The 26,621-nt window shown below is 57.3% G+C and carries 27 protein-coding genes and 1 tRNA gene; 19 read left to right on the forward strand and 9 right to left on the reverse strand.

The features are described from left to right. Nucleotides 1-18: 18 nt before the first annotated feature. A complete protein-coding gene (gene hemH / locus V6L79_RS23540; protein ID WP_338579571.1) occupies nucleotides 19-1,044 on the reverse strand; it encodes a ferrochelatase in 1,026 nt (341 codons plus the stop codon). A gap of 13 nt (nucleotides 1,045-1,057) precedes the next feature. Then, on the reverse strand, nucleotides 1,058-1,960 hold the full coding sequence (locus V6L79_RS23545; RefSeq protein ID WP_338579572.1) for a TIGR01777 family oxidoreductase: 903 nt from the start codon (nucleotides 1,958-1,960) through the stop codon (nucleotides 1,058-1,060). Nucleotides 1,961-2,151: 191 nt separating this feature from the next. Between V6L79_RS23545 and V6L79_RS23550 the strand changes: the two genes are divergently transcribed. From V6L79_RS23550 to V6L79_RS23595, 10 genes are all read left to right on the forward strand, one after another. Next, entirely contained in the window at nucleotides 2,152-3,138 is a 987-nt protein-coding gene (locus V6L79_RS23550; RefSeq protein ID WP_261739653.1) for an NAD(P)/FAD-dependent oxidoreductase, read from the forward strand. 162 nt (nucleotides 3,139-3,300) lie between these two features. After that, nucleotides 3,301-4,269: a DUF523 and DUF1722 domain-containing protein gene (locus V6L79_RS23555; protein WP_321834513.1), complete on the forward strand. Its 969-nt coding sequence runs from the start codon at nucleotides 3,301-3,303 to the stop codon at nucleotides 4,267-4,269. 2 nt (nucleotides 4,270-4,271) lie between these two features. Continuing rightward, nucleotides 4,272-5,207 (forward strand): MerR family transcriptional regulator, encoded by a 936-nt coding sequence (locus V6L79_RS23560; protein ID WP_338579573.1) that lies wholly within the window; start codon nucleotides 4,272-4,274, stop codon nucleotides 5,205-5,207. Between the two features lie 13 nt (nucleotides 5,208-5,220). Beyond that, nucleotides 5,221-6,666 (forward strand): deoxyribodipyrimidine photo-lyase, encoded by a 1,446-nt coding sequence (gene phrB, locus V6L79_RS23565; RefSeq protein WP_338579575.1) that lies wholly within the window; start codon nucleotides 5,221-5,223, stop codon nucleotides 6,664-6,666. Beyond that, nucleotides 6,659-7,429: an SDR family oxidoreductase gene (locus V6L79_RS23570; RefSeq protein ID WP_261739657.1), complete on the forward strand. Its 771-nt coding sequence runs from the start codon at nucleotides 6,659-6,661 to the stop codon at nucleotides 7,427-7,429. Before phrB ends, V6L79_RS23570 begins: the two co-directional genes overlap by 8 nt. After that, nucleotides 7,426-8,673 carry an NAD(P)/FAD-dependent oxidoreductase gene (locus V6L79_RS23575; protein ID WP_261739658.1) on the forward strand — a complete coding sequence of 416 codons (1,248 nt, stop codon included), beginning with the start codon at nucleotides 7,426-7,428 and terminating at the stop codon, nucleotides 8,671-8,673. The genes V6L79_RS23570 and V6L79_RS23575 overlap by 4 nt, the downstream gene beginning before the upstream one ends. Then, nucleotides 8,670-9,470 (forward strand): DUF1365 domain-containing protein, encoded by an 801-nt coding sequence (locus V6L79_RS23580; protein WP_261739659.1) that lies wholly within the window; start codon nucleotides 8,670-8,672, stop codon nucleotides 9,468-9,470. The genes V6L79_RS23575 and V6L79_RS23580 overlap by 4 nt, the downstream gene beginning before the upstream one ends. Beyond that, a complete protein-coding gene (locus V6L79_RS23585; protein WP_321834519.1) occupies nucleotides 9,457-10,728 on the forward strand; it encodes a cyclopropane-fatty-acyl-phospholipid synthase family protein in 1,272 nt (423 codons plus the stop codon). Before V6L79_RS23580 ends, V6L79_RS23585 begins: the two co-directional genes overlap by 14 nt. Further along, nucleotides 10,721-11,209 (forward strand): DUF2878 domain-containing protein, encoded by a 489-nt coding sequence (locus V6L79_RS23590; RefSeq protein ID WP_261739661.1) that lies wholly within the window; start codon nucleotides 10,721-10,723, stop codon nucleotides 11,207-11,209. Before V6L79_RS23585 ends, V6L79_RS23590 begins: the two co-directional genes overlap by 8 nt. Nucleotides 11,210-11,334: 125 nt before the next feature. Further along, the gene (locus V6L79_RS23595) at nucleotides 11,335-11,640 is read left to right on the forward strand and encodes a YkgJ family cysteine cluster protein (protein ID WP_261739662.1); all 306 of its coding nucleotides are present in this window, start codon (nucleotides 11,335-11,337) and stop codon (nucleotides 11,638-11,640) included. Between the two features lie 12 nt (nucleotides 11,641-11,652). Here the strand turns inward: V6L79_RS23595 and V6L79_RS23600 are convergent, their stop codons facing one another. The 6 genes from V6L79_RS23600 to hemA all read right to left on the reverse strand — a co-directional run bounded on the left by V6L79_RS23600 (nucleotide 11,653) and on the right by hemA (nucleotide 16,985). Then, nucleotides 11,653-12,171 (reverse strand): acyloxyacyl hydrolase, encoded by a 519-nt coding sequence (locus V6L79_RS23600; protein ID WP_261739663.1) that lies wholly within the window; start codon nucleotides 12,169-12,171, stop codon nucleotides 11,653-11,655. Between the two features lie 81 nt (nucleotides 12,172-12,252). After that, nucleotides 12,253-13,044: a glutamate racemase gene (gene murI / locus V6L79_RS23605; protein WP_261739664.1), complete on the reverse strand. Its 792-nt coding sequence runs from the start codon at nucleotides 13,042-13,044 to the stop codon at nucleotides 12,253-12,255. Further along, nucleotides 13,037-13,792 carry a molybdopterin-synthase adenylyltransferase MoeB gene (locus V6L79_RS23610; protein ID WP_261739665.1) on the reverse strand — a complete coding sequence of 252 codons (756 nt, stop codon included), beginning with the start codon at nucleotides 13,790-13,792 and terminating at the stop codon, nucleotides 13,037-13,039. Before V6L79_RS23610 ends, murI begins: the two co-directional genes overlap by 8 nt. Further along, nucleotides 13,786-14,616: a peptide chain release factor N(5)-glutamine methyltransferase gene (prmC, locus tag V6L79_RS23615; RefSeq protein WP_338579576.1), complete on the reverse strand. Its 831-nt coding sequence runs from the start codon at nucleotides 14,614-14,616 to the stop codon at nucleotides 13,786-13,788. The genes V6L79_RS23610 and prmC overlap by 7 nt, the downstream gene beginning before the upstream one ends. Further along, nucleotides 14,617-15,699 (reverse strand): peptide chain release factor 1, encoded by a 1,083-nt coding sequence (gene prfA, locus V6L79_RS23620; protein WP_261739667.1) that lies wholly within the window; start codon nucleotides 15,697-15,699, stop codon nucleotides 14,617-14,619. Beyond that, a complete protein-coding gene (gene hemA / locus V6L79_RS23625; protein WP_261739668.1) occupies nucleotides 15,699-16,985 on the reverse strand; it encodes a glutamyl-tRNA reductase in 1,287 nt (428 codons plus the stop codon). Before hemA ends, prfA begins: the two co-directional genes overlap by 1 nt. A 202-nt stretch (nucleotides 16,986-17,187) precedes the next feature. On the opposite strand from hemA, the gene V6L79_RS23630 reads away from it, so the two are divergent. The 9 genes from V6L79_RS23630 (at nucleotide 17,188) to V6L79_RS23670 (ending at nucleotide 25,296) form a co-directional block, all read left to right on the forward strand. Continuing rightward, nucleotides 17,188-18,912 carry a tetratricopeptide repeat protein gene (locus V6L79_RS23630; protein WP_338579577.1) on the forward strand — a complete coding sequence of 575 codons (1,725 nt, stop codon included), beginning with the start codon at nucleotides 17,188-17,190 and terminating at the stop codon, nucleotides 18,910-18,912. 2 nt (nucleotides 18,913-18,914) lie between these two features. After that, nucleotides 18,915-19,541, forward strand: coding sequence for a lipoprotein insertase outer membrane protein LolB (gene lolB / locus V6L79_RS23635; RefSeq protein ID WP_338579578.1), 627 nt, complete (start codon nucleotides 18,915-18,917; stop codon nucleotides 19,539-19,541). A gap of 1 nt (nucleotide 19,542) precedes the next feature. Next, nucleotides 19,543-20,430 carry a 4-(cytidine 5'-diphospho)-2-C-methyl-D-erythritol kinase gene (gene ispE, locus V6L79_RS23640; protein WP_321837490.1) on the forward strand — a complete coding sequence of 296 codons (888 nt, stop codon included), beginning with the start codon at nucleotides 19,543-19,545 and terminating at the stop codon, nucleotides 20,428-20,430. 10 nt (nucleotides 20,431-20,440) lie between these two features. After that, nucleotides 20,441-20,515 (forward strand) — tRNA-Gln (locus V6L79_RS23645). A gap of 45 nt (nucleotides 20,516-20,560) precedes the next feature. Beyond that, on the forward strand, nucleotides 20,561-21,502 hold the full coding sequence (locus V6L79_RS23650; protein ID WP_003439794.1) for a ribose-phosphate pyrophosphokinase: 942 nt from the start codon (nucleotides 20,561-20,563) through the stop codon (nucleotides 21,500-21,502). A gap of 139 nt (nucleotides 21,503-21,641) precedes the next feature. Continuing rightward, nucleotides 21,642-22,226: a 50S ribosomal protein L25/general stress protein Ctc gene (locus tag V6L79_RS23655; RefSeq protein WP_261739672.1), complete on the forward strand. Its 585-nt coding sequence runs from the start codon at nucleotides 21,642-21,644 to the stop codon at nucleotides 22,224-22,226. 166 nt (nucleotides 22,227-22,392) lie between these two features. Next, nucleotides 22,393-22,977, forward strand: a complete 585-nt coding sequence (gene pth, locus V6L79_RS23660) for an aminoacyl-tRNA hydrolase (RefSeq protein ID WP_048360129.1) — start codon at nucleotides 22,393-22,395, stop codon at nucleotides 22,975-22,977. A 23-nt stretch (nucleotides 22,978-23,000) separates the two neighbouring features. Then, nucleotides 23,001-24,101 carry a redox-regulated ATPase YchF gene (ychF, locus tag V6L79_RS23665; protein ID WP_261739673.1) on the forward strand — a complete coding sequence of 367 codons (1,101 nt, stop codon included), beginning with the start codon at nucleotides 23,001-23,003 and terminating at the stop codon, nucleotides 24,099-24,101. Nucleotides 24,102-24,237: 136 nt separating this feature from the next. After that, nucleotides 24,238-25,296 (forward strand): aromatic acid exporter family protein, encoded by a 1,059-nt coding sequence (locus V6L79_RS23670; protein WP_261739674.1) that lies wholly within the window; start codon nucleotides 24,238-24,240, stop codon nucleotides 25,294-25,296. 45 nt (nucleotides 25,297-25,341) lie between these two features. Here V6L79_RS23670 and V6L79_RS23675 read toward each other — a convergent pair whose 3' ends face one another. Continuing rightward, nucleotides 25,342-26,559 (reverse strand): MFS transporter, encoded by a 1,218-nt coding sequence (locus V6L79_RS23675; protein WP_261739675.1) that lies wholly within the window; start codon nucleotides 26,557-26,559, stop codon nucleotides 25,342-25,344. Between the last annotated feature and the right edge of the window lie 62 nt (nucleotides 26,560-26,621).

The raw sequence follows: 26,621 nt of genomic DNA on the forward strand, positions 1-26,621 counted from the left end.
CACATCAGATAACCGCTACTACAGCGCCAACGGCGCTCTTTCACACAATGTATTCAATGCCTTTGCCCATTGCGGGTTGTCATTGAGACACGGCACCAGCACCAACTCCTCGCCCCCCGCCTCAATGAACTGCTCGCGTCCGCGATCACCGATCTCTTCCAGGGTTTCGATGCAATCGGCCACAAACGCCGGGCACATCACCAGAATCTTTTTCACCCCTTGCTTGGCCAACGCATCCAGGCGCGCCTCAGTGTAGGGTTCGATCCACTTGGCCCGGCCCAGACGGGACTGGAACGCCACCGACCACTTGCCCTCAGGCAGCCCCATACGCTCGGCGAAGGCCTGGGCAGTACGCAAACACTGCGCCCGATAACAGGTCGCCAGGACAGCGGGCGAAGCATTTCGGCAGCAGTCTTCATTCTTGAAGCAGTGGTTGCCGGTCGGGTCCAGCTTGTGCAAATGCCGCTCTGGCAGGCCGTGAAAACTCAGCAGCAGATGGTCGTAATCCTGTTCCAGATGTGGCTTGGCGCTGGCGACCAATGCATCGAGATACTCGGGCTGATCGTAGAACGGCTGCACGATGGAGAACTGAACAGGCAGTTTTTTGCTCTTTACCACGCGCTTGGCTTCTTCAATCACCGTGGTCACGGTGCTGTCGGCAAACTGTGGATAAAGCGGTGCTAGCGTGACCTTTTTGATGCCCTGCTCAGCCAAACGGGTGAGCACCGTTTCAATCGATGGCTCACCGTAGCGCATGGCCAACTCAACCGGGCCCTGGGTCCACTCCTTGGTCATCGCCTTCTGCAAGCGGCGGCTGAGCTCTACCAGCGGCGAGCCCTCCTCCCACCAGATCGAGGCATAGGCATGGGCGGACTGCTCCGGGCGCTTGATCAGGATCAGCGATACCAGCAAACGCCGTACCGGCCACGGCAAGTCGATCACGTACGGGTCCATCAAAAACTGGTTCAAGTAGCTGCGTACATCCGCTACCGAAGTAGACGCCGGCGAACCCAGGTTAACCAGCAACAGCGCGTGGTCGGTCATGCAACATCCTATTTCAGAGGCGGGCGGCTACATCATCTAGCGCCGCACGCAAATCGGTGAACTGAAAAGTAAAACCGGCAGCCAGCAACCTTGCAGGTGTTGCCCGCTGACCACCCAATAACAAACCTGACATCTCGCCCAGCAGCACGCGCAAGACAAATGTTGGCATGGGCATAAACGCCGGACGGTGCAGTACGCGGCCCAGGGTTTGAGCGAACTCGGCATTGCGTACCGGGTGCGGCGCGCAGGCATTATAAGGACCGCTGGCGGCATTCTCATGCACAAGAAAATCAATCAGGGCAATTTGATCCTTGATATGAATCCATGGCATCCATTGCCGACCATTGCCTATCGGCCCGCCCAGCGCCAGTTTGAAAGGCAGTAGCAAGCGCGACAAAAAGCCGCCCTCGGCTGCCAACACCAGCCCCGTGCGCACCAGTACCACGCGCATGCCCAAGGCCTGCGCGCGTTGCGCGGTTTCTTCCCAGGCGATGCACAAGTGACTGGCAAAATCCTCGCTGACTGGCGGCGAGTCCTCTGTCAGCTCACGCTCGCCACCGTCGCCATACCAGCCAACGGCCGAGCCGGATACCAGCACCGATGGCCTGTGCTCACGGCTTTCAAGCCAGGCCAGCAGGGTTTCAGTCAGGGTGATGCGGCTGCTCCACAACAGGGCCTTGCGTTTACGCGTCCAAGGCCGGTCAGCGATGGGTGCGCCAGCGAGGTTGATCACCGCGTCAACGGGATCCTGCCCAAGCGCTTCAAGTGTGGCGATACCCTTGACCTGAGCACCGCACAATTGAGCCACTTGCTCAGGGCGCCGGCTCCACACACTGAGGCGATGGCCTTGCGCCAGCCAGTGACGACAGAGCTGACGCCCTATCAAGCCTGTACCGCCGGTCAGCAATATGTGCATGAGTTGATCCTCGTAAGGAGTTTTATCGGGAGCACTGGTCTATTTTTATACCAAGACCTTTTATCGGTCTTCGAGCTGACTTAAGAATAGGCCACATGGATCTGAAAGAAACACTAAAACCTATACTAACAAATAGAATTGTACAGGTATTGCCGACGGCGTAGTCTGTGCAAACAGAGAACGAGGCCATAATGACTGTACCTATCGCGATCATCGGCGCCGGCATAGCCGGGCTGGCAGCAGCAAACACTCTGCACAAGGCAGGACACGCGATTCATCTTTTCGATAAAAGCCGTGGTAGCGGCGGACGCATGTCGAGCAAGCGCAGCGATGTTGGGGTACTGGACCTGGGGGCTCAGTACTTCACCGCTCGCGACCGGCGCTTTGTCGATGAAGTCCAACAATGGCAAGCCAATGGCTGGGCCATCGAGTGGGAGCCACACCTGTACCACTATAAAAACGGTCAGTTGAGCCCCTCCCCTGACGAGCAGACCCGCTGGGTCGGCAAGCCACGCATGAGCGCCATTACCCGCGGCCTGCTAGGCCATCTGCCGGTGAGCTTTGCATGCCAGATCACCGACCTGATACGCGGTGAAAAGCATTGGCACCTGCTGGATGCCGAGGGTGGCGAACACGGCCCGTTCAGCCACGTCATCATCGCCACCCCGGCGCCGCAAGCCACGTCTCTGCTGGCCAGCGCGCCAAAACTGGCAAGCACTGCAGCAGGGGTAAAAATGGAACCTGCCTGGGCCGTCGCCCTGGCCTTTGAATCACCACTCGACACGCCGATGGAAGGCTGCTTCGTACAAGGCAGCCCGCTTGACTGGCTGGCCCGAAACCGCAGTAAACCAGGGCGTGACCACCAGCCTGACACTTGGGTTTTGCACGCGACCAGTGCCTGGAGCAAACAAAATCTCGACTTGCCTAAAGAGGCTGTCATCGAACAACTGCATGGCGCATTTGCCGAGCTAATGCACTTCCCTACCCCAGCGCCGATTTTCACCCTGGCCCACCGCTGGCTCTACGCCCGACCAGCCGCAGCCCATGAATGGGGAGCTCTGGCGGATTCCGACCTGGGCCTGTACGCCTGCGGCGACTGGTGCCTGTCGGGCCGTGTCGAAGGTGCATGGTTGAGCGGCCAGGAGGCTGCGCGCCGGTTGATCGAGCATCTGGATTAATACCCCGTAGCCGCTGGCTGCGTTCGGCAGCGGCTACGAGAGTTCTCGCCACCCACCCAAATACCTGTACAAGTAATTTGACTTGTACAACATCAGGCTTATGATGAACCAAGGTTGTACATCGAATAAAAGATGTACAAGTAATTCTTGGAGGTTCGTCACATGGCCAGCGCCGTCTCAACCCAGCACAAACCGAAAATCGCCATCAGCGCCTGCTTGCTGGGGGCCGAGGTTCGTTTCAACGGCGGGCATAAAGAGTCGCGGCTGTGCAGCCAGGCCCTGAGTGAACACTTCGAATTTGTCCCGCTCTGCCCCGAGGTCGCCATCGGCCTGGGCATCCCGCGCCAACCCGTGCGTCTGGTGGGCAGCCCTGCACAGCCACAAGCCGTAGGCAGTGTCGACAGCACGTTGAACGTGACCCAACCCTTGCACGACTACGGGCTGGAGATGGCCGCCGCGCACACCGATATTAGCGGCTACATCTTTATGCAGAAGTCACCGTCCTGCGGCCTGGAGCGGGTCAAGGTCTATCAGGACGGCGGCCGCCCTGCCGAGTTGAGCGGGCGAGGCATTTACGCCCAAGCGTTTTGCGCCGCACACCCTGACTTGCCCGTGGAGGAAGACGGCCGATTGAATGACCCGGTTCTGCGCGAGAACTTCCTGACCCGGGTTTATGCGTACAGCGCCTGGCAGGCATTGCTCAAAACCGGGATCACCCGCCGCTCTCTGACAGATTTTCACGCCTGCTATAAATACCAGCTCATGGCCCACCACCCCGCGCAGTACAGAACACTGGGCAATATGCTGGGCCGTATTGGCAAAAACGACCCACGCGAGATCGCCTCGCAGTACTTCAGCGAACTGATGAAAGCGCTGAAACAATGTGCCACACGCCGCACCCACACCAATGTGCTGCAACACATCAGCGGCTACCTTAAGCAATCCATCAGCCCTGAAGACAAGCAGGAAGTGCAGCAATTGATTGGTCAGTACCTGCACGGCATCGTACCGCTGGTGGTGCCGCTGACCTTGCTCAAGCATCACTTTCGCCTGCATCCGCACCCTTATATTTCGCGCCAGGTTTACCTGCAGCCGCACCCGGAAAATCTCAGCCTGCGCAATGCGATCTGACCATGAATGACGACCGGATCATGCCCAATACCCCCGATGCCGACTATAGCCAGGCACTGGCTGAAGGCTGGCAGCCGATCCGGGAAGTGGCCCGTATCACCGGAGTAAATGCCGTGACCCTGCGCGCTTGGGAACGGCGTTACGGCCTGATCGTTCCGCACCGTACGGCCAAGGGCCATCGGCTGTTCTCGGCCGAACATATCCTGCGTATCCGACACATTCTGACCTGGCTCAATCGTGGAGTACCGGTCAGCCAGGTCAAACCGCTGCTCGATATTGCGCCAGCATTCCGTGAACCTGTCGGTAACGACTGGCAGGCGTGGCGCCAGGTCCTGACGCTGGCCATCACCGAACTGGCCGAGCGCAAGCTCGATGACAACTTTAATCAGGTCATGTCGCTGTATCCGGCACAAACGCTGTGCGAGCAGTTGCTGATCCCGCTGTTAAGCGAGCTGGAACAACGCTGGCAGGGCCAGTTCGGGGCGCAGCTGGAGCGAGTGTTCTTCAGTTCCTGGCTGCGCAGCAAGTTAGGTGCCCGGATCTACCACAACAATCGCTCGCTCAAAGGGGCGCCCATCCTGCTGATCAACCATTCGCCCCAGTATTTCGAAGCACACCTCTGGCTCACCGCCTGGCTGGTGAGCAGCAGCCATTGCCCGGTGGAGGTGTTCGACGCCCCCCTTCCCAACGGGGAGCTGGCATTAGCCGCTGAACGCCTCAAGTCTCCTGCGGTGGTGCTCTATTCGAGCCAGACCCTCAACCCCCAACAGCTGCCAAAGCTGCTCAATGGTATCGATTGCCCGACTCTGATTGCCGGACCAACGGTATGCATCCATAGCGCCGAGTTAGCCGTATGTACCACTGAAATCCCAGGATTGTTCCTGGCGCTTGATCCGCTTGAGGCCCATCAACGGCTCAGTCAGCTCGGACTCTTCTAGTCAAGGAATCAACATGCAACTGATCTGGCTGCGCAGCGATTTGCGCCACTACGACAACACCGCCCTGAGCGCCGCCGCCACACGCGGCCCAACCGTGGCCGTTTACCTCATCAGCCCTGATCAATGGCGGGCCCATGACGACGCGCCGTGCAAGGTCGACTTCTGGCTGCGCAACCTGCGCCCCCTGAGCGACAGCCTGCAGCAGCTCAATATCCCGCTGCTGATTCGTACCGCTGCAACCTGGGATCAGGCGCCGGCGGTCCTCCTTGAGTTGTGCCAGCAACTGGGTATCGAGGCGGTCCACGCCAACCAGGAATACGGGATCAACGAAACCCGTCGCGATAAAGCAGTGGCTCAAGCCCTTGACGCCAAGGGCATTGAATTTCACAGCTACCTCGACCAACTGCTGTTCCAGCCAGGCAGCATCCTGACGCAGTCCGGCTCGTACTTTCAGGTGTTTAGTCAATTTCGCAAGGTCTGCTACAACCGCCTGCACATGGCCATGCCGCAAATTGTCGCCAGCCCCAAGGCCCAAGCGCCGTTGCACATCACACGCGACTCCCTGCCTGAAACAGTTGACGGTTTTGCTGTGCCCGGTGCGGCGTTACGGGCGCTATGGCCTGCGGGGGAAGAGGAAGCTCGGCAACGTCTGGCGCAGTTTGCCGACGAACAGATTGAATACTACAAGGACCAGCGCGACCTGCCAGCCAGACCCGGCACCAGTCAGCTTTCGGCCTATCTGGCAGCGGGCGTTATCTCCCCCCGGCAGTGCCTGCATGCCGCCCTGCAAAGCAACAACGGTGAGTTTGAAAGCGGCAGCCCCGGCGTATCTACCTGGATCACGGAGCTGCTATGGCGCGAGTTCTACAAGCACATTCTGGTGGGTTACCCACGGGTCTCGCGGCACCGCGCCTTTCGCCCCGAAACAGAGTTTCTGCCGTGGCGTGACGCGCCCACTGAACTGGCCGCCTGGAAACAGGGCTGTACGGGCTTCCCGATCATTGACGCGGCCATCAGACAACTGCTGCAAACCGGCTGGATGCACAACCGCCTGCGTATGGTAGTAGCGATGTTCCTGACCAAGAACCTGTTGATCGACTGGCGTGAAGGCGAACGTTTTTTTATGCAGCACTTGATCGACGGCGACCTGGCCGCCAACAACGGCGGCTGGCAGTGGAGCTCTTCCACCGGCACCGACTCCGTGCCGTATTTTCGAATCTTCAACCCGCTGACTCAGTCAGAGCGCTTCGACCCCGAAGGTCGATTTATCAAGCACTGGCTGCCCGAACTGGCGGACCTGAATAAAAAACAGCTGCACAACCCCGCCTTGATTGGCGGACTGTTTGGCGTGGCCAATTACCCGGTCCCCATCGTTAACTTGAGCCAAAGCCGCGACCGCGCCCTGAGCGCTTTCAAAAATCTGCCATCACGCCAAATGCTGGAGGTGAGCCATGGCTGACGGGCGACGGATCTGGCTGACGGGCGCCAGCAGCGGGATTGGCGCGCACATGGCGCAGACATTGCTCGAAGGCGGCGCTCGGCTGGCATTGAGCGCCCGCACGCTGGAGCCCCTGAAAGCCTTGGCCGACCGTTACCCTGGGCAAGTTTTGCTGGTGCCCGGCGACTTGACCGACAGTGCGCAAGTACGCGAAATCGGCAAGCGCATCGCGCAAGCCTGGGGCGCACTGGACAGCGTGATCCTCAACGCCGGGACCTGTGAATATGTCGACGTCCGTCAGTTCGACGCGGCGCTGGTCGAGCGCGTGGTGCGCACCAACCTGCTGGCCAGCAGCTATTGCCTTGAAAGTGCGCTGCCTTTACTGCGCGCAGGTTCGCGCCCGCATCTGGTAGGGGTGGTCAGCTCCGTCACCTATTGGGCATTACCACGGGCCGAGGCGTACGGGGCATCGAAAGCGGGCCTGCGTTACTTGCTCGAATCGTTGCGTATCGATCTGGCTCAGGAAGGCATCGACGTCACCTTGGTCAGCCCTGGTTTTGTCGACACTCCGCTCACCGAAAACAATGACTTCCCAATGCCCATGCGCTGGTCCGCGCAAAAAGCTGCACGGCATATTTGCCAGCGCCTGGACAAACACCCGCTGGAAATCGCATTCCCCACAGTATTTATCGCCACCTTGCGGTTGTTGGCAAACTTGCCAAAACGCCTGCAAGTGGCGCTAGGCAAACGCCTGGCAAGGACCTCAGACGGTAAGCCATCATGAAAATCGCGATCATTGGCAGCGGCATTTCGGGGCTGACCTGCGGCTACTTGTTGCACAAGGAACACGATATCAGCGTGTTCGAGACCAGTGACTGGGTAGGCGGCCACACCCACACCGTATGGGTGAACGTCGAAGGGAAAACCTATGCCGTGGACACTGGGTTCATTGTATTCAACGACTGGACTTATCCCAATTTCATCAAGCTGATGGACCAGTTGGGGGTTCGCTCAAAAGCCACTGAAATGAGTTTTTCAGTGCACGACACTGACAGCAAACTCGAATACAACGGCAATACCCTCAATAGCTTGTTTGCCCAGCGCAGCAACCTGTTGTCGCCCAGGTTCTGGGGCATGTTGCGCGATATTTTACGTTTCAATCGCCAAGCCATTCGTGATCTGGACGAACAGCGTATTGCCAGCGACACCCAACTGGGCGACTACCTGCAACAACAGGGTTATGGGTCGCGCTTTATCGAGCACTATATCGTTCCGATGGGGGCCGCAATCTGGTCCATGTCATTGGCCGATATGCTGACCTTTCCGCTGCAGTTTTTTGTGCGTTTCTTCAAGAATCACGGTTTGCTCAGCGTCAGCAATCGCCCGCAATGGCGTGTGATTGAAGGCGGCTCAAGTGCTTACATAAAACCGTTGATCGCAGGCTTTTCCGACCGAATTCGTCTCAATTGCCCGGTCATGCAGGTAGCGCGCAATGAACAGGGGGTTCTTGTACATAGCGCCAGGGGCACTGAATACTTCGATAAGGTGATCTTTGCCTGCCATAGCGACCAGGCCCTCAGCCTGCTGGCCAAGCCCTCGACCGCAGAGAAGCAAATCCTGGGGGCGATGCCCTATTACAATAATGACGTAGTACTGCACACCGACACCCGCCTGCTGCCGGACCGGAAACTGGCATGGGCCAGCTGGAATTATCGATTGGGCGCAGCAGGGCAAAAACGTGCGGCTGTGACCTACAACATGAATATCCTGCAAGGTATTCAGAGCGACGCGACTTTGTGCGTCAGTCTCAATCAAACCTCAGCGATTGATCCGTTCAAAGTACTGGCCAGCTACACCTATGCCCACCCGCAATACAGCCTGGACGCCGTTGCCGCACAAGCGCGCTGGAAAGAATTGCTGGGCGAGCAGCACAGCTATTTTTGCGGTGCCTATTGGGCCAGCGGCTTTCATGAGGATGGCGTGGTCAGCGCCTTGCGCGTGGCCCAAGCCTTTGGCCAGCACCTATGAACAGCGCCCTGTACAGCGGCTGGATTGCCCATCGACGCTTTGCGCCGACCATCCATGCGTTCCGCTATCAGATCGGTCTGTTGTATCTGGACCTGGATGAGCAAGACGCTGTACTCGGGCTATCACCGCTGGCCGGAAAAAGCCGCTTTGCACCCTTCTCCTTTCGTGAAACCGATTACCTGAAAACCTTCACCACAACCGGCATGCGCTTGATTGACGCGGTTCGCCAGCAAGTAAGTGCTGCTTTAGGGCATACGCCGCAAGGCTCGATCTGTTTACTGACACAAGCCCGCAGCTGGGGGCTGTCCTTCAACCCGGTGAGTTTCTTTTACTGCTACGAGGCTGACGGAAAACTGGCCGCCATCTTGTGCGAAGTCACCAATACGCCTTGGCGCGAACGCTATCACTACGTGCTCCCGACTCAGGGGGACGGTTTTCAGCATGCCGTCGTGGCCAAGGCCTTTCACGTCTCGCCCTTTCTGCCACGGGATCTGGAATACCGCATGAGTTTCAGCCCGCCACAGGCCCGCCTCGGGGTGCATATGGCCGACTGGCAGGGGGAGCTGAAACTGTTTGATGCCACCCTCAACCTGCAGCGCAGCACGCTGGACCGCGCGGGGCTACATCGCTATTTGCGGCAGTTTCCGTGGATGACTGCAAAAACCTGTCTGGCCATTTACTGGCAAGCCTTGCGCCTGTTTCTCAAGCGCACACCGATTTTTTCCCATCAGGCCGCCGACGGCGCCTTTCGCATTGCCGCCCTGCAACCCAAGGATAAACGCCATGAAGAGCCCTAGCCTGGTGAGCAAATCCTCACTATCGACTACCCACAATCTGACCAGCGCGTTGCTGCGCCGTGGGGTCATGCGCCAACTCGGCCAGTTGAAAAATGGCCATTTGGTTGTCATCGAAAATGGCGAACGCCTGATGTTCGGTGACAGCACTGCGGGCCTGGTCGGCGAAGTACAGATTCATGATGCAAGCCTGTGGGGCATGATCGCCAGCAACGGCTCGATTGGTGCCGGTGAAGCCTTTATTCACGGTTACTGGAGTTCCCCCGACCTCACCAAAGTGATCCGGGTGCTGGTCAGCAATATGGAGGTGCTCGATGCCATGGAGGGTGGCCTCGCCCGTCTGGGCCGCCCACTGATACGCGGCCTGCACTGGATCAATCGCAATACCCGCAAAGGCTCGCAAAAAAACATTGCCGCACATTACGACCTGGGCAACGAGATGTTTGAACAGTTTCTCGACCCCACGATGATGTATTCAGCGGCACAGTTTTTAAGTGCTGACGACACCCTGGAACAAGCACAACTCAATAAGCTTGAGCGCATCTGTCAAAAGCTCAACCTCAAGCCCGAAGACCACTTGCTCGAAATCGGCACTGGCTGGGGCAGCATGGCGCTGTTCGCAGCGCAGCATTACGGTTGTAAGGTCACGACCACGACGCTGTCCAAAGAGCAATTCGACTACACCAAAGCCCGGGTTGACGCATTAGGCTTACACGATCAGGTGACCTTGCTGCTGGAGGATTACCGCGATCTGACAGGGCAATACGACAAGCTGGTGTCGATCGAAATGATCGAAGCGGTCGGGCATCATTTTTTGCCCAGTTACTTCAAACAATGCTCCCACCTGCTCAAGCCACATGGGCTGATGCTGTTGCAGGCCATCACCATTCGCGAACAGCGTTACGAGCAAGCCAAAAGCAGCGTGGACTTTATCCAGCGCTACATTTTCCCAGGTGGCGCGCTGCCCAGCGTAAAAAAAATGCTCGAAATTGTCGGCAAGGACACTGACATGAATCTTATGCACATGGAGGATTTTGGCCTGCACTACGCTAAAACCCTGCGTCTGTGGCACGAGAACTTTCGTCGTGCCCACGGTCGATTAACAGAACTGGGCTACGACGAATACTTTCTGCGCCTGTGGGAGTTTTACCTTTGCTACTGCGAAGGTGGCTTTCTGGAGCGCAGCATCGGCACCGCACAATTGTTGCTGGCCAAACCTGCGGCCATGCCCGAGCCATTGCTCGGCCGGTTTAATGCTTAAGAACCTTATCAATGCCGGGCTGTTCCAGCTCGGCTGGTTTGCCTGTGTACTGGGCGGCAATAGCCTGTGGTTACTGCTGGCAGGCGGCGCGCTGTTGGCGCATCTGCTGTGGATAAGTCGCTCATTGGCGCAAGTCCGTTTAATCGCCGTCGTGTGCGTGCTCGGCAGCACGGTGGACGGCCTGCTGCTGAATGCCGGCGTTTTCGCCTTCAAGCAAGCCGGGGTTTTGATTCCGTTCTGGCTGGTGCTGTTATGGGCACTGCTGGCCATCACCTTGAACCATTGCCTGGCATGGACCGCAAAGCCGTTGTGGCGCGCTATTTTGCTGGGCGCAATCGGTGGGCCGTTATCGTATTACGCGGGGCAAAGGCTGGGCGCGGTGCAATTTCCACTGGGCCTGTGGCCGACTCTGCTTGGGTTGAGCCTGTTGTGGGCGGGATTGTTTCCGTTGTTAAGCACCTGTAGCCGCTGGCTGCGATAAGGGCCGCAGGCCATCAACATACCGGGCCCACTACGCGGGCCATAGCAGCCTTCGGCAGCGGCTATATCTCTGCGTTCATCAGCACATCCACACCTGATCGCAGCTCTGCCTTACACTGCGCGCCTATGACCAACATCCCCCTGACCGAAATTACCGAACCCGCCGTCACCTGCTCGACGTGTGCGGCGTGCTGCTGCCAACTGGAAGTGATGCTGATCACCGACACGGGTGTGCCCGAGCGCTTTATCGACAACGATGATTGGGGCGGCGAAGTGATGCTGCGCCTGGATGATGGCTGGTGTGCGGCCCTGGATCGCAACACCATGATGTGCACCATCTATGAGAAACGCCCGCTGATTTGTCGCGAGTTCGAAATGGGCGAAGTCGAGTGCCTCAATGAACGCCAGGGCATTGCGACGGCGTATCGCTGAGAGGGGGCAGGGTTACAGCGCCATCGTGTAGTGCAGCGCATAGCTTTCTACGCCATCGTTGGTGCTGGAGATCCCGGCATTGGAGTAGTGGGTCGCGCGAATCCCGACCTCATGACCACCCGCAAAGCGCAAGCCAAAACCAAGCCGGTCTTCAAACTGGAATGCTGTTCCCAGCCTGTTGCCTTCGACTTCGGTGTGGGTGAACAACGCAACGCCGATCCCGGCCTCGACATAGGGTTTAACCCGCTCACCGGCAAATTCGTATACGAATACTGGCGAGAACGACAAGCTATTGCTCGCGGATGATTTATCACCTTCCCAGTAGGTGTAAGCCCCGTCCCAATAACCTGTAAGACGCCCAATATCACTTTGCAGCCAGCTTTTGTCCCAATCGGACTTCAAACCAAGACGATACGTCATGGTCGATTCGCTGGTGTGCCCTACCCCAAACTCAAGCCCGGCAGCCTGTGCGGTGAAACTGTGCCCCAGTGCCGCGGCTGCAATCGCAGCCAAACAAAACAGTCGCTTCATAAGAAAATCCTATTTTCATATGCCAATGTCAGTTGTTATGCGCTTCATCAGGCAGGCGCGCTGAAGCAGATTTCTGATTTTTTACAGACCGAAGCTTCGCACAACGCCAGATTTATTCCATAACACAGGTAGGATTTTTCCTAGGTGTTCAGGAGAGGCGCTGGTCCAGAACTGAGCTTCACGGGGTGGGCCGCTCGCCAGCAGCTCTCGTTCGGCCAACAACCGCTGAAGCTGGCGCGCCACGGCGGCACCGGTATCGATCAGGCTGATCGAAGGCGGGAGCATCTGACTCAGCAGAGGCTTGAGGAAGGGGTAATGGGTGCAGCCCAGAATAATGGTGTCGCAACCCGCTGCCAGCAGCGGCTCTACATAGCTGCGCAACAAGGTGCGCAATGCGTCGCTGTGCAGGTCACCAGTCTCGATCAGTTCCACCAGGCCCGGACACGGCTGGGTGATCACCCGCACATCGTTGGCAAAACGATCAAGCAAAGCGGCAAATTTGGCGCTTTGCAATGTACCGGTGGTCGCGAGCACCCCCACCACACCGCTGCGAGTAGCTGCCGCTGCCGGTTTGACCGCAGGTTCCATTCCGACCATGGGCCAGTCGGGGTAACGCTGACGCAAATCCGCGACCGCCGCCACCGTCGCGGTATTACAGGCCAGCACCAGAGCCTTGGCACCCTGGCGCTGAAAAAAGTCAGCCACCACCGCACAGCGCTGGCGAATGAATTCGGGGCTTTTTTCGCCATAGGGGATATGCCCACAATCAGCCACGTAGAGCAGCGATTCATGGGGCAATAGTGCGTGAATTTCCTTGAGTACCGACAAGCCGCCGACGCCGGAGTCGAAAACGCCAACCGGCGCTTCACTCATGGCCAACACCACACACGCTGCACGCAGGGTCGCGCTTGACCCGCAACTCGCGAAAACGCGTGCTCAAAGCATCGATCAATAACAAGCGGCCCACCAGAGGCTCACCAAAACCGGCCAGTACCTTGAGCGCTTCAAGGGCTTGCAAGCTGCCGACCAGCCCCACCAACGGGCCAAGAACTCCGGCCTCGCTGCAAGTCAGTTCCGCTTCGCTGCCGTGCCCGTACAAGCAGTGGTAACAGGGGCTGGCGGGCTGACGCGAATCAAATACCGACAGTTGCCCTTCAAGGCGAATCGCCGCGCCACTGACCAGTGGTTTGCGCGCCACGACACAGGCTTTGTTCACCGCTTCACGGGTAGCAAAGTTGTCGCAGCAATCGAGTACCAAATCCACCGCGGCAACGGCATCGGCCAGCGAGTCGGCATCCAGCGCCGATCGGTGAGCGACCAGTTTGATATGCGGATTGATCAGGTGCAGGCGGCGCAACGCGGAGTCGACCTTGCTCTCGCCGACATTGGCGGTGTCATGAATGATCTGGCGTTGCAGGTTGGTCAAATCGACGTTGTCGAAATCGGCCAGGTGCAGCTCACCGACCCCAGCGGCTGCGAGATAGAGCGCGACGGGCGAGCCAAGCCCGCCCAGGCCGATAATCAGCACACGGCTGTTTTTCAGCTTCAACTGACCGTCGATATCGACCTGTTGCAACAGGATCTGTCGGCTATAGCGCAACAGTTCCTCATCGGTCAGCACGGCAGGCGACCCAACGTGATGCGTTCATGTCCACCCAGGTCCTTGCGGCTTTCGACCTGTGCAAAACCTGCGTCCTGCAACAGTTGGCGAACAGCCGTTGCCTGGTCGTAGCCGTGTTCCAGCATCAACCAGCCACCCGCATTCAGGTGCTGGGCAGAGGCCGCGATGATCTCGCGGATATCGTCCAGACCATCAGCACCGGCGACCAGCGCACTTTCAGGCTCAAAACGCACATCGCCTTCGGCCAGATGAACGTCACCGGCGGCAATGTAGGGCGGGTTGCTGATGATCAGATCAAAACGTTGGTCGGCCAATGCGCTGAACCAGTGACTGGTAAACACATTGACGTTTTCGAGCTGCAAACGCTGGCGATTGCGCTCGGCCAGCGCCACGGCTTCAAGCACACGGTCAACCGCGGTTACGTGCCAAGCGGCGCGTTCACTGGCTAAGGCCAGCGCGATTGCACCGCTGCCGGTGCCCAAGTCCAACACTTTGGCCGGGCTTGCGGGCAGCAGGGCCAGCGCCGTTTCGACCAACAGCTCGGTGTCCGGGCGCGGAATCAGTGTATGCGGCGCCACTTCCAGATCCAGGTTCCAGAAGCCCTGTTGCCCCAGAATGTAGGCCACCGGCTCACCGGCCCGGCGACGCAGCAAGTATTCGGCGAAGGTCAACGCCGATTCGCTGCTGACAATTTTCTCGGGCCATGTGTGCAAATAACTGCGCGACTTGCCCAGGGCAGCGGCCAGTAGCAGCTCCGCATCGAGACGGGCAGTTGGTGAATCAGGCAGTTCAGCAGCACGTAACAAGCTGGCAATAATAGTCATTTATTCACCCAGGGCTGTCAGTTGATCAGCCTGAAACTCCGCCAATAGTGGCTCAATAACGGCATCAACACCGCCAGCCAGTACGTCATCCAGGGAATACAGGGTCAGGTTGACGCGATGGTCGGTCACTCGCCCCTGCGCGAAATTGTAAGTGCGGATGCGCTCGGAACGATCTCCCGAACCCACCAGCGACTTGCGCTCGCTGGCAATGGCATTGGCCGCAGCGCTGGTTTGCTGATCATTCAACTTGGCCGAAAGCCAGGACATCGCCCGCGCCCGATTTTTATGCTGGGAGCGCTCTTCCTGACACTCCACCACAATGCCCGAGGGCAAGTGGGTGATGCGAATCGCCGAGTCGGTCTTGTTGACGTGCTGACCACCCGCGCCCGAAGAACGGTAGGTATCAACGCGCAAATCGGCCGGGTTGATCTCGATGGCTTCTTGCTCGTCCGGCTCGGGCAACACGGCGACGGTGCATGCGGAGGTATGGATACGACCCTGGGATTCGGTGGCGGGCACACGCTGTACGCGGTGCACACCCGACTCGAACTTCAGCTTGCCGTACACATTCTCACCTTCGACACGGGCAATGACTTCTTTATAGCCGCCATGCTCACCGCTGTTTTCCGACAGAATTTCCAGCTTCCAGCCGCGACGCTCTGCGTAGCGCGAATACATGCGAAACAGATCGCCCGCAAAAATGGCCGCTTCATCGCCCCCCGTTCCGGCGCGAATTTCAAGGAATACGTTGCGCCCGTCATTCGGGTCCTTGGGCAACAGCATGCGCTGCAGGTCTTTTTCCAGTTCGATCAACCGTTCTTTGGCTTCGCGAACTTCTTCGACCGCCATTTCACGCATGTCGGGGTCGTTATCCTTAAGCAACGCCTGGGCGCCTTCAAGGTCGGCCTGCACTTTGAGCCACAGCCCGTAAGCTGTAACAATGGGTTCAACTTCCGCGTATTCCTTGGAATAGGCACGGAATTTGGTTTGATCAGAAATGACTTCGCCATCGCCAAGCAGTGCGGTCAGTTCTTCAAAACGGTCCTGGAGGATGTCCAGCTTATTAAGCAGTGACGCTTTCATTACAATTTTTTATCCGCAGAGCTATGCGATGAGCCCTCACCGAGGGCAAAAAGTTCTTGGGCCATGGCCAACGCATCGAGGCGGCCTTCGGCGGAAAGCTTTTTCAGCTGCACGCTGGGTGCATGCAGCAATTTATTAGTCAGGCCACGCGCCAGTTGTACCAGCACATCTTCAGGGTTGCTGCCATTGGCAAGCATCCGCTGGGCCTTTTGCAGTTCTTCGTCCCGCAGACGCTCGCTTTGCTGACGATAGGCTTTAAGCACATCAACCGCCGCCAGTTCACGCAAACGCACCATAAAGTCGTCAGCGCCGATGCTCACCAGTTCTTCGGCCGCCTGGGCAGCGCCCTGACGACTCTTGAGGTTTTCGGCAACCACTTCGTGAAGATCATCGACGGTATAGAGGTAAACGTCGTCCAACTCGCCGACTTCTGGCTCGATATCGCGGGGAACAGCGATGTCGACCATGAAAATTGGCTTGTGCTTGCGCAGCTTCAAGGCGCTTTCGACGGCCCCTTTACCCAAAATCGGCAACTGGCTGGCCGTGGAGCTGATCACGATATCGCTGTGTACCAGCTCCTGGGGAATATCCGACAGCAGCACGGCGTGGGCACCGAACTGTTCAGCCAGAGTACTTGCGCGCTCCAGAGTACGGTTAGCCACCACGATGCGCTTGACCCCAAGGTCATGCAGGTGGCGGGCGACCAGGGTAATGGTCTCGCCCGCTCCGATCAGCAAGGCCTGGCTGCGCTGCAAATCACTGAATATCTGCTTAGCCAGGCTCACAGCAGCAAACGCCACAGAAACCGGGTTTTCGCCAATGGCAGTGTCGGTGCGCACTTGCTTGGCCGAGTTGAAGGTCGCTTGAAACAAACGCCCCAACAAAGGCCCGACAGTGCCCGCCTCACGTGCCACGGCGTAGGCTGATTTCATCTGGCCGAGAATTTGCGGCTCGCCCAGCACCAGAGAGTCCAGGCCCGAGGCCACGCGCATCATGTGACGAACGGCAGCATCGTCTTCGTGGATGTAGGCGCAAGCCTGCAACTCTTCGAGGCTCAGCTTGTGATAGTCCGCCAGCCATTGCAGTACGCTGTCAGGCGAAAGGTGGTCCTGCTCTATATAGAGCTCACTGCGATTGCAGGTGGAGAGGATCGCAGCTTCGCGACTGTCGGTTAGGCGGCAGAGCTGCTGCAAGGCCTCAACCAACTGCTCGGGAGTAAAAGCCACGCGCTCGCGGACGTCTACTGAAGCAGTCTTGTGGTTAATACCGAGTGCGAGGAAGGCCATTCAAGATCGCTGATGATGACGAGAAGCCGGCAATTGTCCTACTTCGCCAGATTGAGAACAACCATTGCTGACTATTGTCTCTATAGTTAAGGTCTGTTGAACACATCAACAGCCCCAAGATATCGATAGTCGCAGCTGTTATGGTTTGCACCATCGCATGTGTCATGATGCCCGGACCGCAGGTAAGTCGCCCATCTCTTATATGAATAGATCCTCCGCGTTGCTCCTCGCTCTCGTCCTTCTCAGTGGCTGCCAGGCTTTGGCCCCCACGTCCCCGGATGATTCATCACCGGCTGAAGACGCTACCTCCGCCCCGGAAAAACCCACGGTCTACAGCTCGTTCAGCGAAGAAACGCTGTACAGCCTGTTGAGCGCCGAGTTGGCCGGTCAACGTAATCGTCTGGACATTGCCCTCGACAACTACGTGACGCAGGCGATCAACACGCAAGATCCGGGCATCTCTGAGCGGGCCTTCCGTATCGCCGAGTATCTGGGCGCCGATCAGGCCGCACTCGATACATCGCTGATCTGGGCCAAAAACGCCCCGGACGATCTTGAGGCGCAACGGGCCGCGGCCATTCAATTGGCGCGCAATGGTCGCTATGACGATTCCATGGCGTACATGGAAAAAGTCTTGCAGGCCAAGGGCGACACTCACTTCGATTTCCTCGCATTATCGGCAGTAGAGACAGATGCAGAGACCCGAGCGGGCCTGCAGAAAAGTTTTGACAGCTTGCTGGCCAGGCATCCGGACAACGGCCAGCTGATTTTCGGCAAGGCCTTGTTGATGCAACAGGACGGTGATGCCGAAGGCGCACTTAAACTGCTGGAAAAAAATCCGCCCCAGGACGGTGAAGTCGCCCCGCTGTTGTTGCGAGCACGCTTGCTGCAAAGCCTCAATCGCGGCGATGAAGCGCTGCCACTGCTGAAAAAAAGCATTCGCCAATACCCTGACGACAAGCGTCTGGGGCTGACGTATGCCCGCACTCTGGTCGAACAGAACCGCATGGACGAGGCCAAGGTGCAGTTTGCCAGCCTGGTCCAGCAGTACCCCGAAGACGATGAGCTGCGCTTTTCCCTGGCACTGGTTTGCCTCGAGGGCAAGGCCTGGGACGAGGCTGAAGGCTATCTGCAAGAACTGATTGAGCGCGATAGCCATGTCGACTCGGCGCACTTGAACCTGGGCCGGATCGCCGAAGAACGCAATGACCCTCAGGGTGCGCTCAACGAGTACGCATTAGTCGGCCCCGGCAATGAGTACCTGCCAGCACAACTGCGCCAGGCGGATATCCTGGTCAGCCACGGGCGTGGCGCTGAAGCAGCCAAAAACCTGGCGGCAGCTCGTGATGCGCAACCCGACTACGCGATTCAGTTGTACTTGATTGAATCTGAAACCCTGTCGGCGAATAACCAGACGGAGCGCGCCTGGAGTGTCCTGCAACAGGCACTCAAGCAATACCCTGACGACTTGAATCTGCTGTATTCACGCGCAATGCTCGCCGAAAAGCGCAACGATCTTGAGCAAATGGAGCGAGATCTGCGCGCCATTATCAAACGCGAGCCTGACAATGCCATGGCATTGAATGCCTTGGGTTATACGCTTTCGGATCGAACCACGCGCTACGCAGAAGCCAAGGCACTGATCCAGCAAGCCTATGAACTGAACCCGGATGACCCGGCCGTACTCGACAGCCTGGGCTGGGTGAACTTCCGCCTTGGCAATCTCGATGAAGCCGAACGCTTGCTGCGCCAGGCGCTGGAACGCTTCCCGGATCAGGAAGTCGCCGCTCACTTGGGTGAAGTGCTGTGGGCAAACGGTAAGCAGCGTGAAGCCAAAAAAATCTGGGGCACTTTTCTTAAGGAAAACCCTGACAGCCCTATCCTGCGCAAAACTATCTTGCGCCTGACCGGATCCGAGAATCTTTAACCATGTTTTTCCGTCATTTGCGCCATCTTGTCGTTTTTAGCCTGATTGCCTTGCTCGCCGGTTGTGCGGGCTTTGGTGCCCGCGAGTCAGTTGAAGGCCACGGCAGCCCTGCCCTGTGGTCGGCGCACAAACAACAGCTGAGCCAACTCGACGGCTGGCAAATCAACGGTAAAGTCGGAATTCGCGCCCCAAAAGACTCAGGTAGCGCCACCCTCTTCTGGCTGCAGCGTCAGGACTATTACGATATCCGTCTTTCCGGGCCGCTGGGCCGGGGTGCTGCGCGCCTGACCGGGCGACCGGGCAGTGTCGTTCTGGAAGTCGCCAATCAGGGCCGCTACGAAGCACCAACACCCGAGCAATTGCTGGGTGAGCAACTGGGCTGGAGCCTGCCGGTGTCACATCTGGTCTGGTGGGTACGTGGCTTACCCGCGCCTGGCAGCAAAAGCCGGGTGACATTGAATGCAGATAGTCGCCTGGCCAACCTGGAACAGGACGGCTGGAAAATCGAATATTTAAGCTATGTCGAGCAGAACGGCTTCTGGCTGCCCGAGCGGGTCAAGCTGCACGGGCCGGATCTGGACGTCACATTAGTGGTTAAAGATTGGCAACCTCGTTTGTTGGGTCAATGAAATGCAAGACGGTCCAGATAAAAAAAGCCTGATTCTGCCCTCTCCGGCAAAACTTAACTTGATGCTGCACATCCTCGGCCGTCGAGAAGATGGCTATCACGAGCTGCAAACGTTGTTTCAGTTTCTCGATTACGGAGATGAAATGACCTTTGCCGTGCGTGACGATGGAATTATTCGTCTGCACACCGAATTCCCCGGCGTCCCTCACGACGACAATCTGATCGTGAAAGCGGCAAAAAAACTTCAGGAGCAATCCTGTTGCCCCTTGGGAATCGACATCCGGATAAAAAAAATTCTGCCCATGGGCGGCGGCATCGGCGGCGGCAGTTCAAATGCGGCAACCACCTTGCTGGGGCTCAACCATCTTTGGCAATTGGCCTGGGATGAAGATCGCCTGGCAGCGCTGGGCCTGAGTTTAGGGGCTGACGTCCCGGTTTTCGTACGTGGCCACGCCGCATTTGCTGAAGGCATCGGGGAAATTCTGACTCCCGCAGCACCGGAAGAACCTTGGTATCTGGTGCTTGTTCCGCAAGTATCTGTAAGTACTGCAGAAATATTTTCAGATCCTTTGTTGACACGTGACTCTTTGCCCATTAAAGTGCGCCCCGTTCCCAAGGGAAACAGCCGAAACGACTGCGAAGCAGTAGTGAAGGAGCGTTATCCAGAAGTACGTAACGCTTTGAATTTGTTAGGTAAATATACCGAAGCAAAATTAACTGGAACTGGAAGTTGTATATTTGGGGCCTTCCCAAACGAAGCAGATGCTGATAAAGTGCTGCACCTTCTGACAGACACCCTTACAGGGTTTGTAGCAAAAGGAAGCAACGTTTCGATGTTGCATCGCAAGCTACAAGATCTGGCAAAGGAAACGGGTACACGGTACTCGTAGCAACAGATACAGGGGCGTCGCCAAGCGGTAAGGCAGCAGGTTTTGATCCTGCCATGCGTTGGTTCGAATCCAGCCGCCCCTGCCATTTCTTATACTCATCCAGGTTACCCTCAGCCTTCAGGTACTGCGCGTGTCCAAGATGATGGTCTTTACGGGGAACGCTAACCCCGATCTGGCTCGGCGTGTCGTACGTCAGCTGCATATCCCACTCGGTGACATCTCTGTCGGAAAATTTTCCGATGGCGAAATTACCGCTGAGATTAATGAAAATGTCCGCGGTAAAGACGTTTTCATCATTCAGCCGACTTGTGCTCCGACCAACGATAACCTGATGGAACTCGTCGTGATGGCTGATGCCTTCCGCCGCTCCTCAGCTACTCGTATTACTGCTGTTATTCCTTACTTTGGTTATGCCCGTCAGGATCGCCGTCCGCGTTCCGCACGTGTAGCTATCAGCGCAAAAGTTGTCGCTGACATGCTTACCGTAGTCGGCATCGATCGTGTTCTCACGGTTGATTTGCATGCTGACCAAATTCAGGGTTTCTTCGATATTCCTGTAGATAACATCTATGGCTCCCCAGTTTTGGTGGATGACATCGAAGATCAGCGCTTTGAGAACCTTATGATTGTGTCCCCGGATATCGGCGGCGTCGTGCGTGCACGTGCTGTTGCCAAGTCCTTGGGCGTTGATCTGGGTATCATCGACAAACGCCGTGAGAAAGCCAATCACTCGGAAGTGATGCATATCATTGGTGATGTCGAAGGGCGTACCTGTATTCTGGTTGATGACATGGTCGATACCGCTGGCACTCTGTGCCACGCGGCTAAAGCCTTGAAAGAGCATGGCGCTTCCAAAGTGTTCGCCTACTGCACACACCCTGTGCTGTCGGGTCGGGCAATCGAGAATATCGAAAATTCCATGCTGGACGAGCTGGTGGTGACTAACACCATTCCGCTGTCCGCAGCCGCACAAGCCTGTACGCGTATCCGCCAGTTGGATATCGCACCGGTTGTGGCTGAGGCGGTTCGCCGCATCAGCAACGAAGAATCGATCAGCGCGATGTTCCGTTAAGGGCCCTGCCCTTCTCAGATATTTGCTGACGAAAAGCGCCCCGCCCCAGCAACCTGTTGGGGCGGGGCTTTTTTGCCCATACCGTCCATAGCGCTGGTCGCAAACGCTAGGCCGGATGTGGTTATTTTGGAGATACAACATGAACGATTTTACTCTGAATGCTGAAGTGCGTTCCGACCTGGGGAAAGGTGCGAGCCGCCGCCTGCGTCGTCTCGCAAGCCTGGTTCCAGCTGTAGTTTACGGTGGCGAAAAAGCCCCTGAATCCATCAGCATGCTGGCTAAAGAAGTTGCCAAACTGCTCGAAAACGAAGCTGCTTACAGCCACGTTATCGAACTGACCGTTGGCGGCGTTAAGCAAAACGTGATCATCAAAGCTCTGCAACGTCACCCGGCCAAAGGCCACGTGATGCACGCTGACTTCGTACGCGTTATCGCTGGTCAAAAGCTGACTGCAATCGTTCCAGTTCACTTCGTTGGTGAAGCTGCTCCGATCAAGAAAGGCGGCGAGATCTCGCACGTTGTTGCTGAAATCGAAGTTACCTGCCTGCCAAAAGACCTGCCTGAATTCATCGAAGTTGACCTGGCTAACGCCGAAGTCGGCTCGATCATTCACCTGTCGGACATCACCGCTCCTAAAGGCGTTGAGTTCGTAGCTCTGGCACACGGTAACGACCTGGCAGTAGCCAACGTTCACGCTCCACGTGTTGCACCAGAAGCAGAGTAATTCATTACTCTGCTGTTGGAGTTTTGAGAAACATCGCGAGCTAACACGCAGCGAGTAAAGCGGACAAGATCGCGAAGTTTACTCATGTAAACCCGCTTTTTTTGTCCGTTTTCGCCGCTACTGTCAGCGGCGATGTTATCCACAACTCCATAGAAGGGCCCTTGTCGTGACCGCCATAAAACTGATCGTTGGCCTGGGAAATCCAGGCACCGAATACGAACAGACCCGGCATAACGCAGGGGCCCTTTTTGTTGAGCGTCTCGCGTCGGCAAACGGGGTAAACCTCGTTGCAGACCGCAAATATTTTGGCCTGACCGGGCGTTTCAGCCACCAGGGTCAGGATGTTCGTCTGTTGATTCCCACCACCTATATGAACCGAAGCGGCCAAGCCGTCGCGGCGCTTGCCGGTTTCTACCGTATTGCGCCGGAATCCATACTGGTGGCCCACGACGAACTCGATCTCCTCCCCGGCGTTGCCAAGCTCAAGCTCGGTGGCGGCCATGGAGGTCATAACGGGTTGCGCGACATCATCGCGCAACTGGGAAACAACAATAATTTCTATCGTCTGCGGCTCGGCATTGGCCACCCAGGCGTCGCCAGCATGGTGTCCAACTTTGTTCTGGGTCGTGCGCCTCGCGCCGAACAGGAAAAACTGGACGCCAGCATCGATTTTGCCCTCGGCGTGCTGCCGGATATCCTCGCCGGGGAATGGAACCGTGCGATGAAAAACCTGCACAGCCAGAAGGCCTGACTCTACTCCTCGGGGAAAACACCATGGGATTTAACTGCGGCATCGTCGGCCTGCCTAACGTCGGCAAATCCACCCTGTTCAACGCCCTGACCAAATCCGGTATTGCGGCCGAGAACTTCCCCTTCTGCACGATCGAGCCGAACACCGGCATCGTGCCGATGCCCGACTTACGTTTGGACGCGCTGGCTGCCATCGTTAAACCGCAGCGCATCCTGCCAACCACCATGGAATTCGTTGATATCGCGGGCCTCGTGGCTGGCGCATCGAAAGGCGAAGGCCTGGGCAACAAGTTCTTGGCCAACATTCGTGAGACCGATGCTATCGCTCACGTGGTCCGCTGCTTTGAAGATGAGAACGTGATTCACGTTTCCAACAGCGTTGACCCGAAGCGCGACATCGAAATCATCGACCTTGAGCTGATCTTCGCCGACCTCGACAGCTGCGAAAAGCAACTGCAGAAAGTCGCGCGTAACGCCAAAGGCGGCGACAAGGATGCTGTGGCTCAAAAAGCCCTGCTGGAACAACTGATCGCGCACTTCACCTTGGGCAAGCCGGCTCGCAGCCTGATCAAGAACATGGATGCCGATGAGAAACAAATCATCAAAGGCTTCCACCTTCTGACCACCAAGCCTGTGATGTACATCGCCAACGTGGCTGAAGACGGTTTCGAAAACAACCCGCTGCTCGATGTGGTCATGGCCATTGCCGAAGAAGAAGGCGCAATCGTGGTTCCGGTCTGCAACAAGATCGAAGCTGAAATTGCCGAGCTCGACGACGGTGAAGAAAAGGACATGTTCCTTGAGGCCCTGGGCCTTGAAGAGCCAGGCCTTAACCGCGTAATTCGTGCCGGTTACGAAATGCTCAACCTGCAAACCTACTTCACTGCAGGCGTTCAGGAAGTTCGCGCCTGGACCGTTAAAGTTGGGGCTACCGCTCCGCAGGCAGCCGGTGTGATCCACACCGACTTCGAAAAAGGCTTTATCCGTGCTGAAGTAATCTCCTACGACGACTTCATCAAGTTCAACGGTGAAGCTGGCGCGAAAGAAGCTGGCAAATGGCGTTTGGAAGGCAAGGAATACATCGTTAAAGACGGTGACGTTCTGCACTTCCGCTTCAACGTGTAAAACATCACACGTATAAAAAACCGCGCTCAGGCGCGGTTTTTTTTGGCCTTGTATTTGATCTTCGCCATGAAGAGCACTCTGAAGGCCTGCCAGGGTCTATGGTTACTACCATCTGAATAAATGATCGGGAGCTTTAATGATTCCCCGCGCCAACTTCCTGCGTCGCCATGTCGATTCCTCAATTGAGAAGATCCGGACCCGCTGGTCCTCAGGCTGGCGTGATGCCCTCGCATCCGCCATCGCCGCCGCACTGGCCTGGATTCTCGCCACGCACTTGTTCGGTCACGTACATCCGGTGTTTGCCGCAATCAGCGCCGTCGTGTGCCTGGCCCCAGGCTTGCCCAGCCATGGCAAGCAAGCCATCGGGTTGATGGTGGGAGTGGCCACGGGGATTGTCGTGGGTGAAGCAGCCCTGTGGTTGCCTGACGGCTATCCGCTGCTGCGTATCGGCTTTGCCACCTTCTCGGCCATCGCCATCGCGGCGCTGTATGGCCTGGGGGCCGTAGTTCCGATTCAGGCAGGGGTTTCAGCCGTATTGATGCTTGCAGTCGGCCCTGAGGCCGCAGGCGTGGTCCGCATGCTGGATGTGCTCGTGGGCGCTGGCGTCGGCCTGGTGTTCAGCCAAGTCCTTCTCACCCCCAATCCAATCGGGATCATCGATAGCTCGGCCAAGGACCTACTGGAAAAACTCGCCAAAGGCTTCAGTAAAAGTCTGCAAGCACTGGAAGAAAAAGACGCCAGCAAAGCCGAAAACGCGGTGCTGATTTTCTCCCGAGCCCACGACAGCCTTATCGCCCTTGAAAACGGCATCAGCAGTGCACGCAACACCGCACGCTGGACGCTGCGCGGGCGCTTTGTATCACGGGAGGTCAAAGACATTGCCAAACGCTACGAGCGCCATGCGGTGCGCTTGTACGCCAGCTCGCTGCTATTTGCCGAAGCGTTCGCCGATGCACTGCGCAAGGAACAGGGGCCGCCCCCCGCCTCGCTGCACGAACGACTGGCCAGCGTGGCTTCAGGCTGCGCCGCAATCGCCAATGACAACGAGCATCCAGTATTGCTGCCGGTAGTGCCCATCGAAGTGGCGGATGCCGTGTCCGCGCCCTGGCAACTGTGCTTGCAACACTTGAGCACGGTTGAAAGCGCCCTGCTGACGTTTGGATTTATTACACAGAGCGACAAACCTTCTGCATAGCCACTTGAAAGCCCTTACGGGCTTCCAGGCGGCTACCTATTGGTTTCACACCTTTTTGGTTCGCGGCAGCAAAATAGCCAACACCCCGAACAGCGGCAAATAAGAGCACAGGGTGTACACATACTCGATGCCATGAATATCAGCCAGGTGCCCGAGCAAGGCGGCACCAATCCCGCCGAAGCCAAACATCAAGCCGAAGAAGATACCGGCGATCATCCCCACGTTGCCTGGCACCAGCTCCTGCGCGTACACCACGATTGCCGAGAATGCCGAGGCCAGAATGAAGCCGATGATGACGCTGAGCACGCTGGTCCAGAACAAGTCGGCATAAGGCAGCAGCAGCGTGAACGGCGCAACGCCGAGAATCGAGAACCAGATTACCGCCTTGCGCCCGATGCGATCGCCGATCGGACCGCCAAAAAACGTACCCGCCGCGACGGCCCCCAGGAACAGGAACAGATACAGCTGCGAGGTGGACACCGAAACGTCGAACTTCTCGATCAGAAAGAAGGTGTAGTAACTGGTCAGGCTCGCCATATAGAAGTACTTGGAGAACACCAGCAAGCCGAGTACCACCAACGCACCCAGCACTCGTTGCTTTGAGAGGCCATGAGTGGCCTTCTGCCCCGCCTTGAGCTTGAACAGGTTCAAATGATTGCGGTACCAGCGACTGATGACATACAGCAGCCCTACGGCGAACAGGGCAAACAGCCCGAACCAGGCTACGTTGCCCTGGCCAAAGGGAATGATGATTGCCGCAGCCAGCAACGGCCCAAAGGCCGATCCGGCATTACCGCCAACTTGAAAGGTCGATTGCGCCAAGCCGTAGCGCCCGCCTGAAGCCAGCCTTGCTACCCGAGAAGCTTCCGGGTGAAAGGTCGAAGAGCCGACACCGACCAGCCCTGCTGCCAACAGAATCAGCGGAAAACTGCCAACCTGGGACAGCATCAAAATCCCGACCAGAGTGCAAACCATACCGGCCGGCAGCAATAACGGATTCGGATGACGGTCGGTGTAGTACCCCACCCACGGCTGTAATAGAGATGCGGTAAGTTGGAACGTCAGGGTAATCAGTCCGATCTGGGTAAACGTCAGGTCATATTTGGCCTTGAGCATCGGATAGATCGACGGCAGTACTGCCTGGATCAGGTCATTGATCAGATGCGCCAAGGCCACTGCGCCGATAATGCGCATGACTAACGGGCTGGACTGGGGGGCAGAAGAGGACGCGGTTGTATTTGTTTGAGCGTTGCTAAGAGCCATTTGAGTTTCCGTACGACAGGTGAATGCGCGCTTGCAGGTACGTCAATGTGCCATTTTTTTAC

It is taken from the genome of Pseudomonas sp. ML2-2023-6, from assembly GCF_037055265.1.
Classification (GTDB): Bacteria; Pseudomonadota; Gammaproteobacteria; order Pseudomonadales; family Pseudomonadaceae; genus Aquipseudomonas; species Aquipseudomonas kulmbachensis.

Coding starts and splice junctions, on each gene's coding strand:
- hemH (WP_338579571.1), bottom strand. CDS start 1,044: ATGACCGACCACGCGCTGTTGCTGGTTAACCTGGGTTCGCCGGCGTCT.
- V6L79_RS23545 (WP_338579572.1), bottom strand. CDS start 1,960: ATGCACATATTGCTGACCGGCGGTACAGGCTTGATAGGGCGTCAGCTC.
- V6L79_RS23550 (WP_261739653.1), top strand. CDS start 2,152: ATGACTGTACCTATCGCGATCATCGGCGCCGGCATAGCCGGGCTGGCA.
- V6L79_RS23555 (WP_321834513.1), top strand. CDS start 3,301: ATGGCCAGCGCCGTCTCAACCCAGCACAAACCGAAAATCGCCATCAGC.
- V6L79_RS23560 (WP_338579573.1), top strand. CDS start 4,272: ATGAATGACGACCGGATCATGCCCAATACCCCCGATGCCGACTATAGC.
- phrB (WP_338579575.1), top strand. CDS start 5,221: ATGCAACTGATCTGGCTGCGCAGCGATTTGCGCCACTACGACAACACC.
- V6L79_RS23570 (WP_261739657.1), top strand. CDS start 6,659: ATGGCTGACGGGCGACGGATCTGGCTGACGGGCGCCAGCAGCGGGATT.
- V6L79_RS23575 (WP_261739658.1), top strand. CDS start 7,426: ATGAAAATCGCGATCATTGGCAGCGGCATTTCGGGGCTGACCTGCGGC.
- V6L79_RS23580 (WP_261739659.1), top strand. CDS start 8,670: ATGAACAGCGCCCTGTACAGCGGCTGGATTGCCCATCGACGCTTTGCG.
- V6L79_RS23585 (WP_321834519.1), top strand. CDS start 9,457: ATGAAGAGCCCTAGCCTGGTGAGCAAATCCTCACTATCGACTACCCAC.
- V6L79_RS23590 (WP_261739661.1), top strand. CDS start 10,721: ATGCTTAAGAACCTTATCAATGCCGGGCTGTTCCAGCTCGGCTGGTTT.
- V6L79_RS23595 (WP_261739662.1), top strand. CDS start 11,335: ATGACCAACATCCCCCTGACCGAAATTACCGAACCCGCCGTCACCTGC.
- V6L79_RS23600 (WP_261739663.1), bottom strand. CDS start 12,171: ATGAAGCGACTGTTTTGTTTGGCTGCGATTGCAGCCGCGGCACTGGGG.
- murI (WP_261739664.1), bottom strand. CDS start 13,044: ATGAGTGAAGCGCCGGTTGGCGTTTTCGACTCCGGCGTCGGCGGCTTG.
- prmC (WP_338579576.1), bottom strand. CDS start 14,616: ATGACTATTATTGCCAGCTTGTTACGTGCTGCTGAACTGCCTGATTCA.
- prfA (WP_261739667.1), bottom strand. CDS start 15,699: ATGAAAGCGTCACTGCTTAATAAGCTGGACATCCTCCAGGACCGTTTT.
- hemA (WP_261739668.1), bottom strand. CDS start 16,985: ATGGCCTTCCTCGCACTCGGTATTAACCACAAGACTGCTTCAGTAGAC.
- V6L79_RS23630 (WP_338579577.1), top strand. CDS start 17,188: ATGAATAGATCCTCCGCGTTGCTCCTCGCTCTCGTCCTTCTCAGTGGC.
- lolB (WP_338579578.1), top strand. CDS start 18,915: ATGTTTTTCCGTCATTTGCGCCATCTTGTCGTTTTTAGCCTGATTGCC.
- ispE (WP_321837490.1), top strand. CDS start 19,543: ATGCAAGACGGTCCAGATAAAAAAAGCCTGATTCTGCCCTCTCCGGCA.
- V6L79_RS23655 (WP_261739672.1), top strand. CDS start 21,642: ATGAACGATTTTACTCTGAATGCTGAAGTGCGTTCCGACCTGGGGAAA.
- ychF (WP_261739673.1), top strand. CDS start 23,001: ATGGGATTTAACTGCGGCATCGTCGGCCTGCCTAACGTCGGCAAATCC.
- V6L79_RS23670 (WP_261739674.1), top strand. CDS start 24,238: ATGATTCCCCGCGCCAACTTCCTGCGTCGCCATGTCGATTCCTCAATT.
- V6L79_RS23675 (WP_261739675.1), bottom strand. CDS start 26,559: ATGGCTCTTAGCAACGCTCAAACAAATACAACCGCGTCCTCTTCTGCC.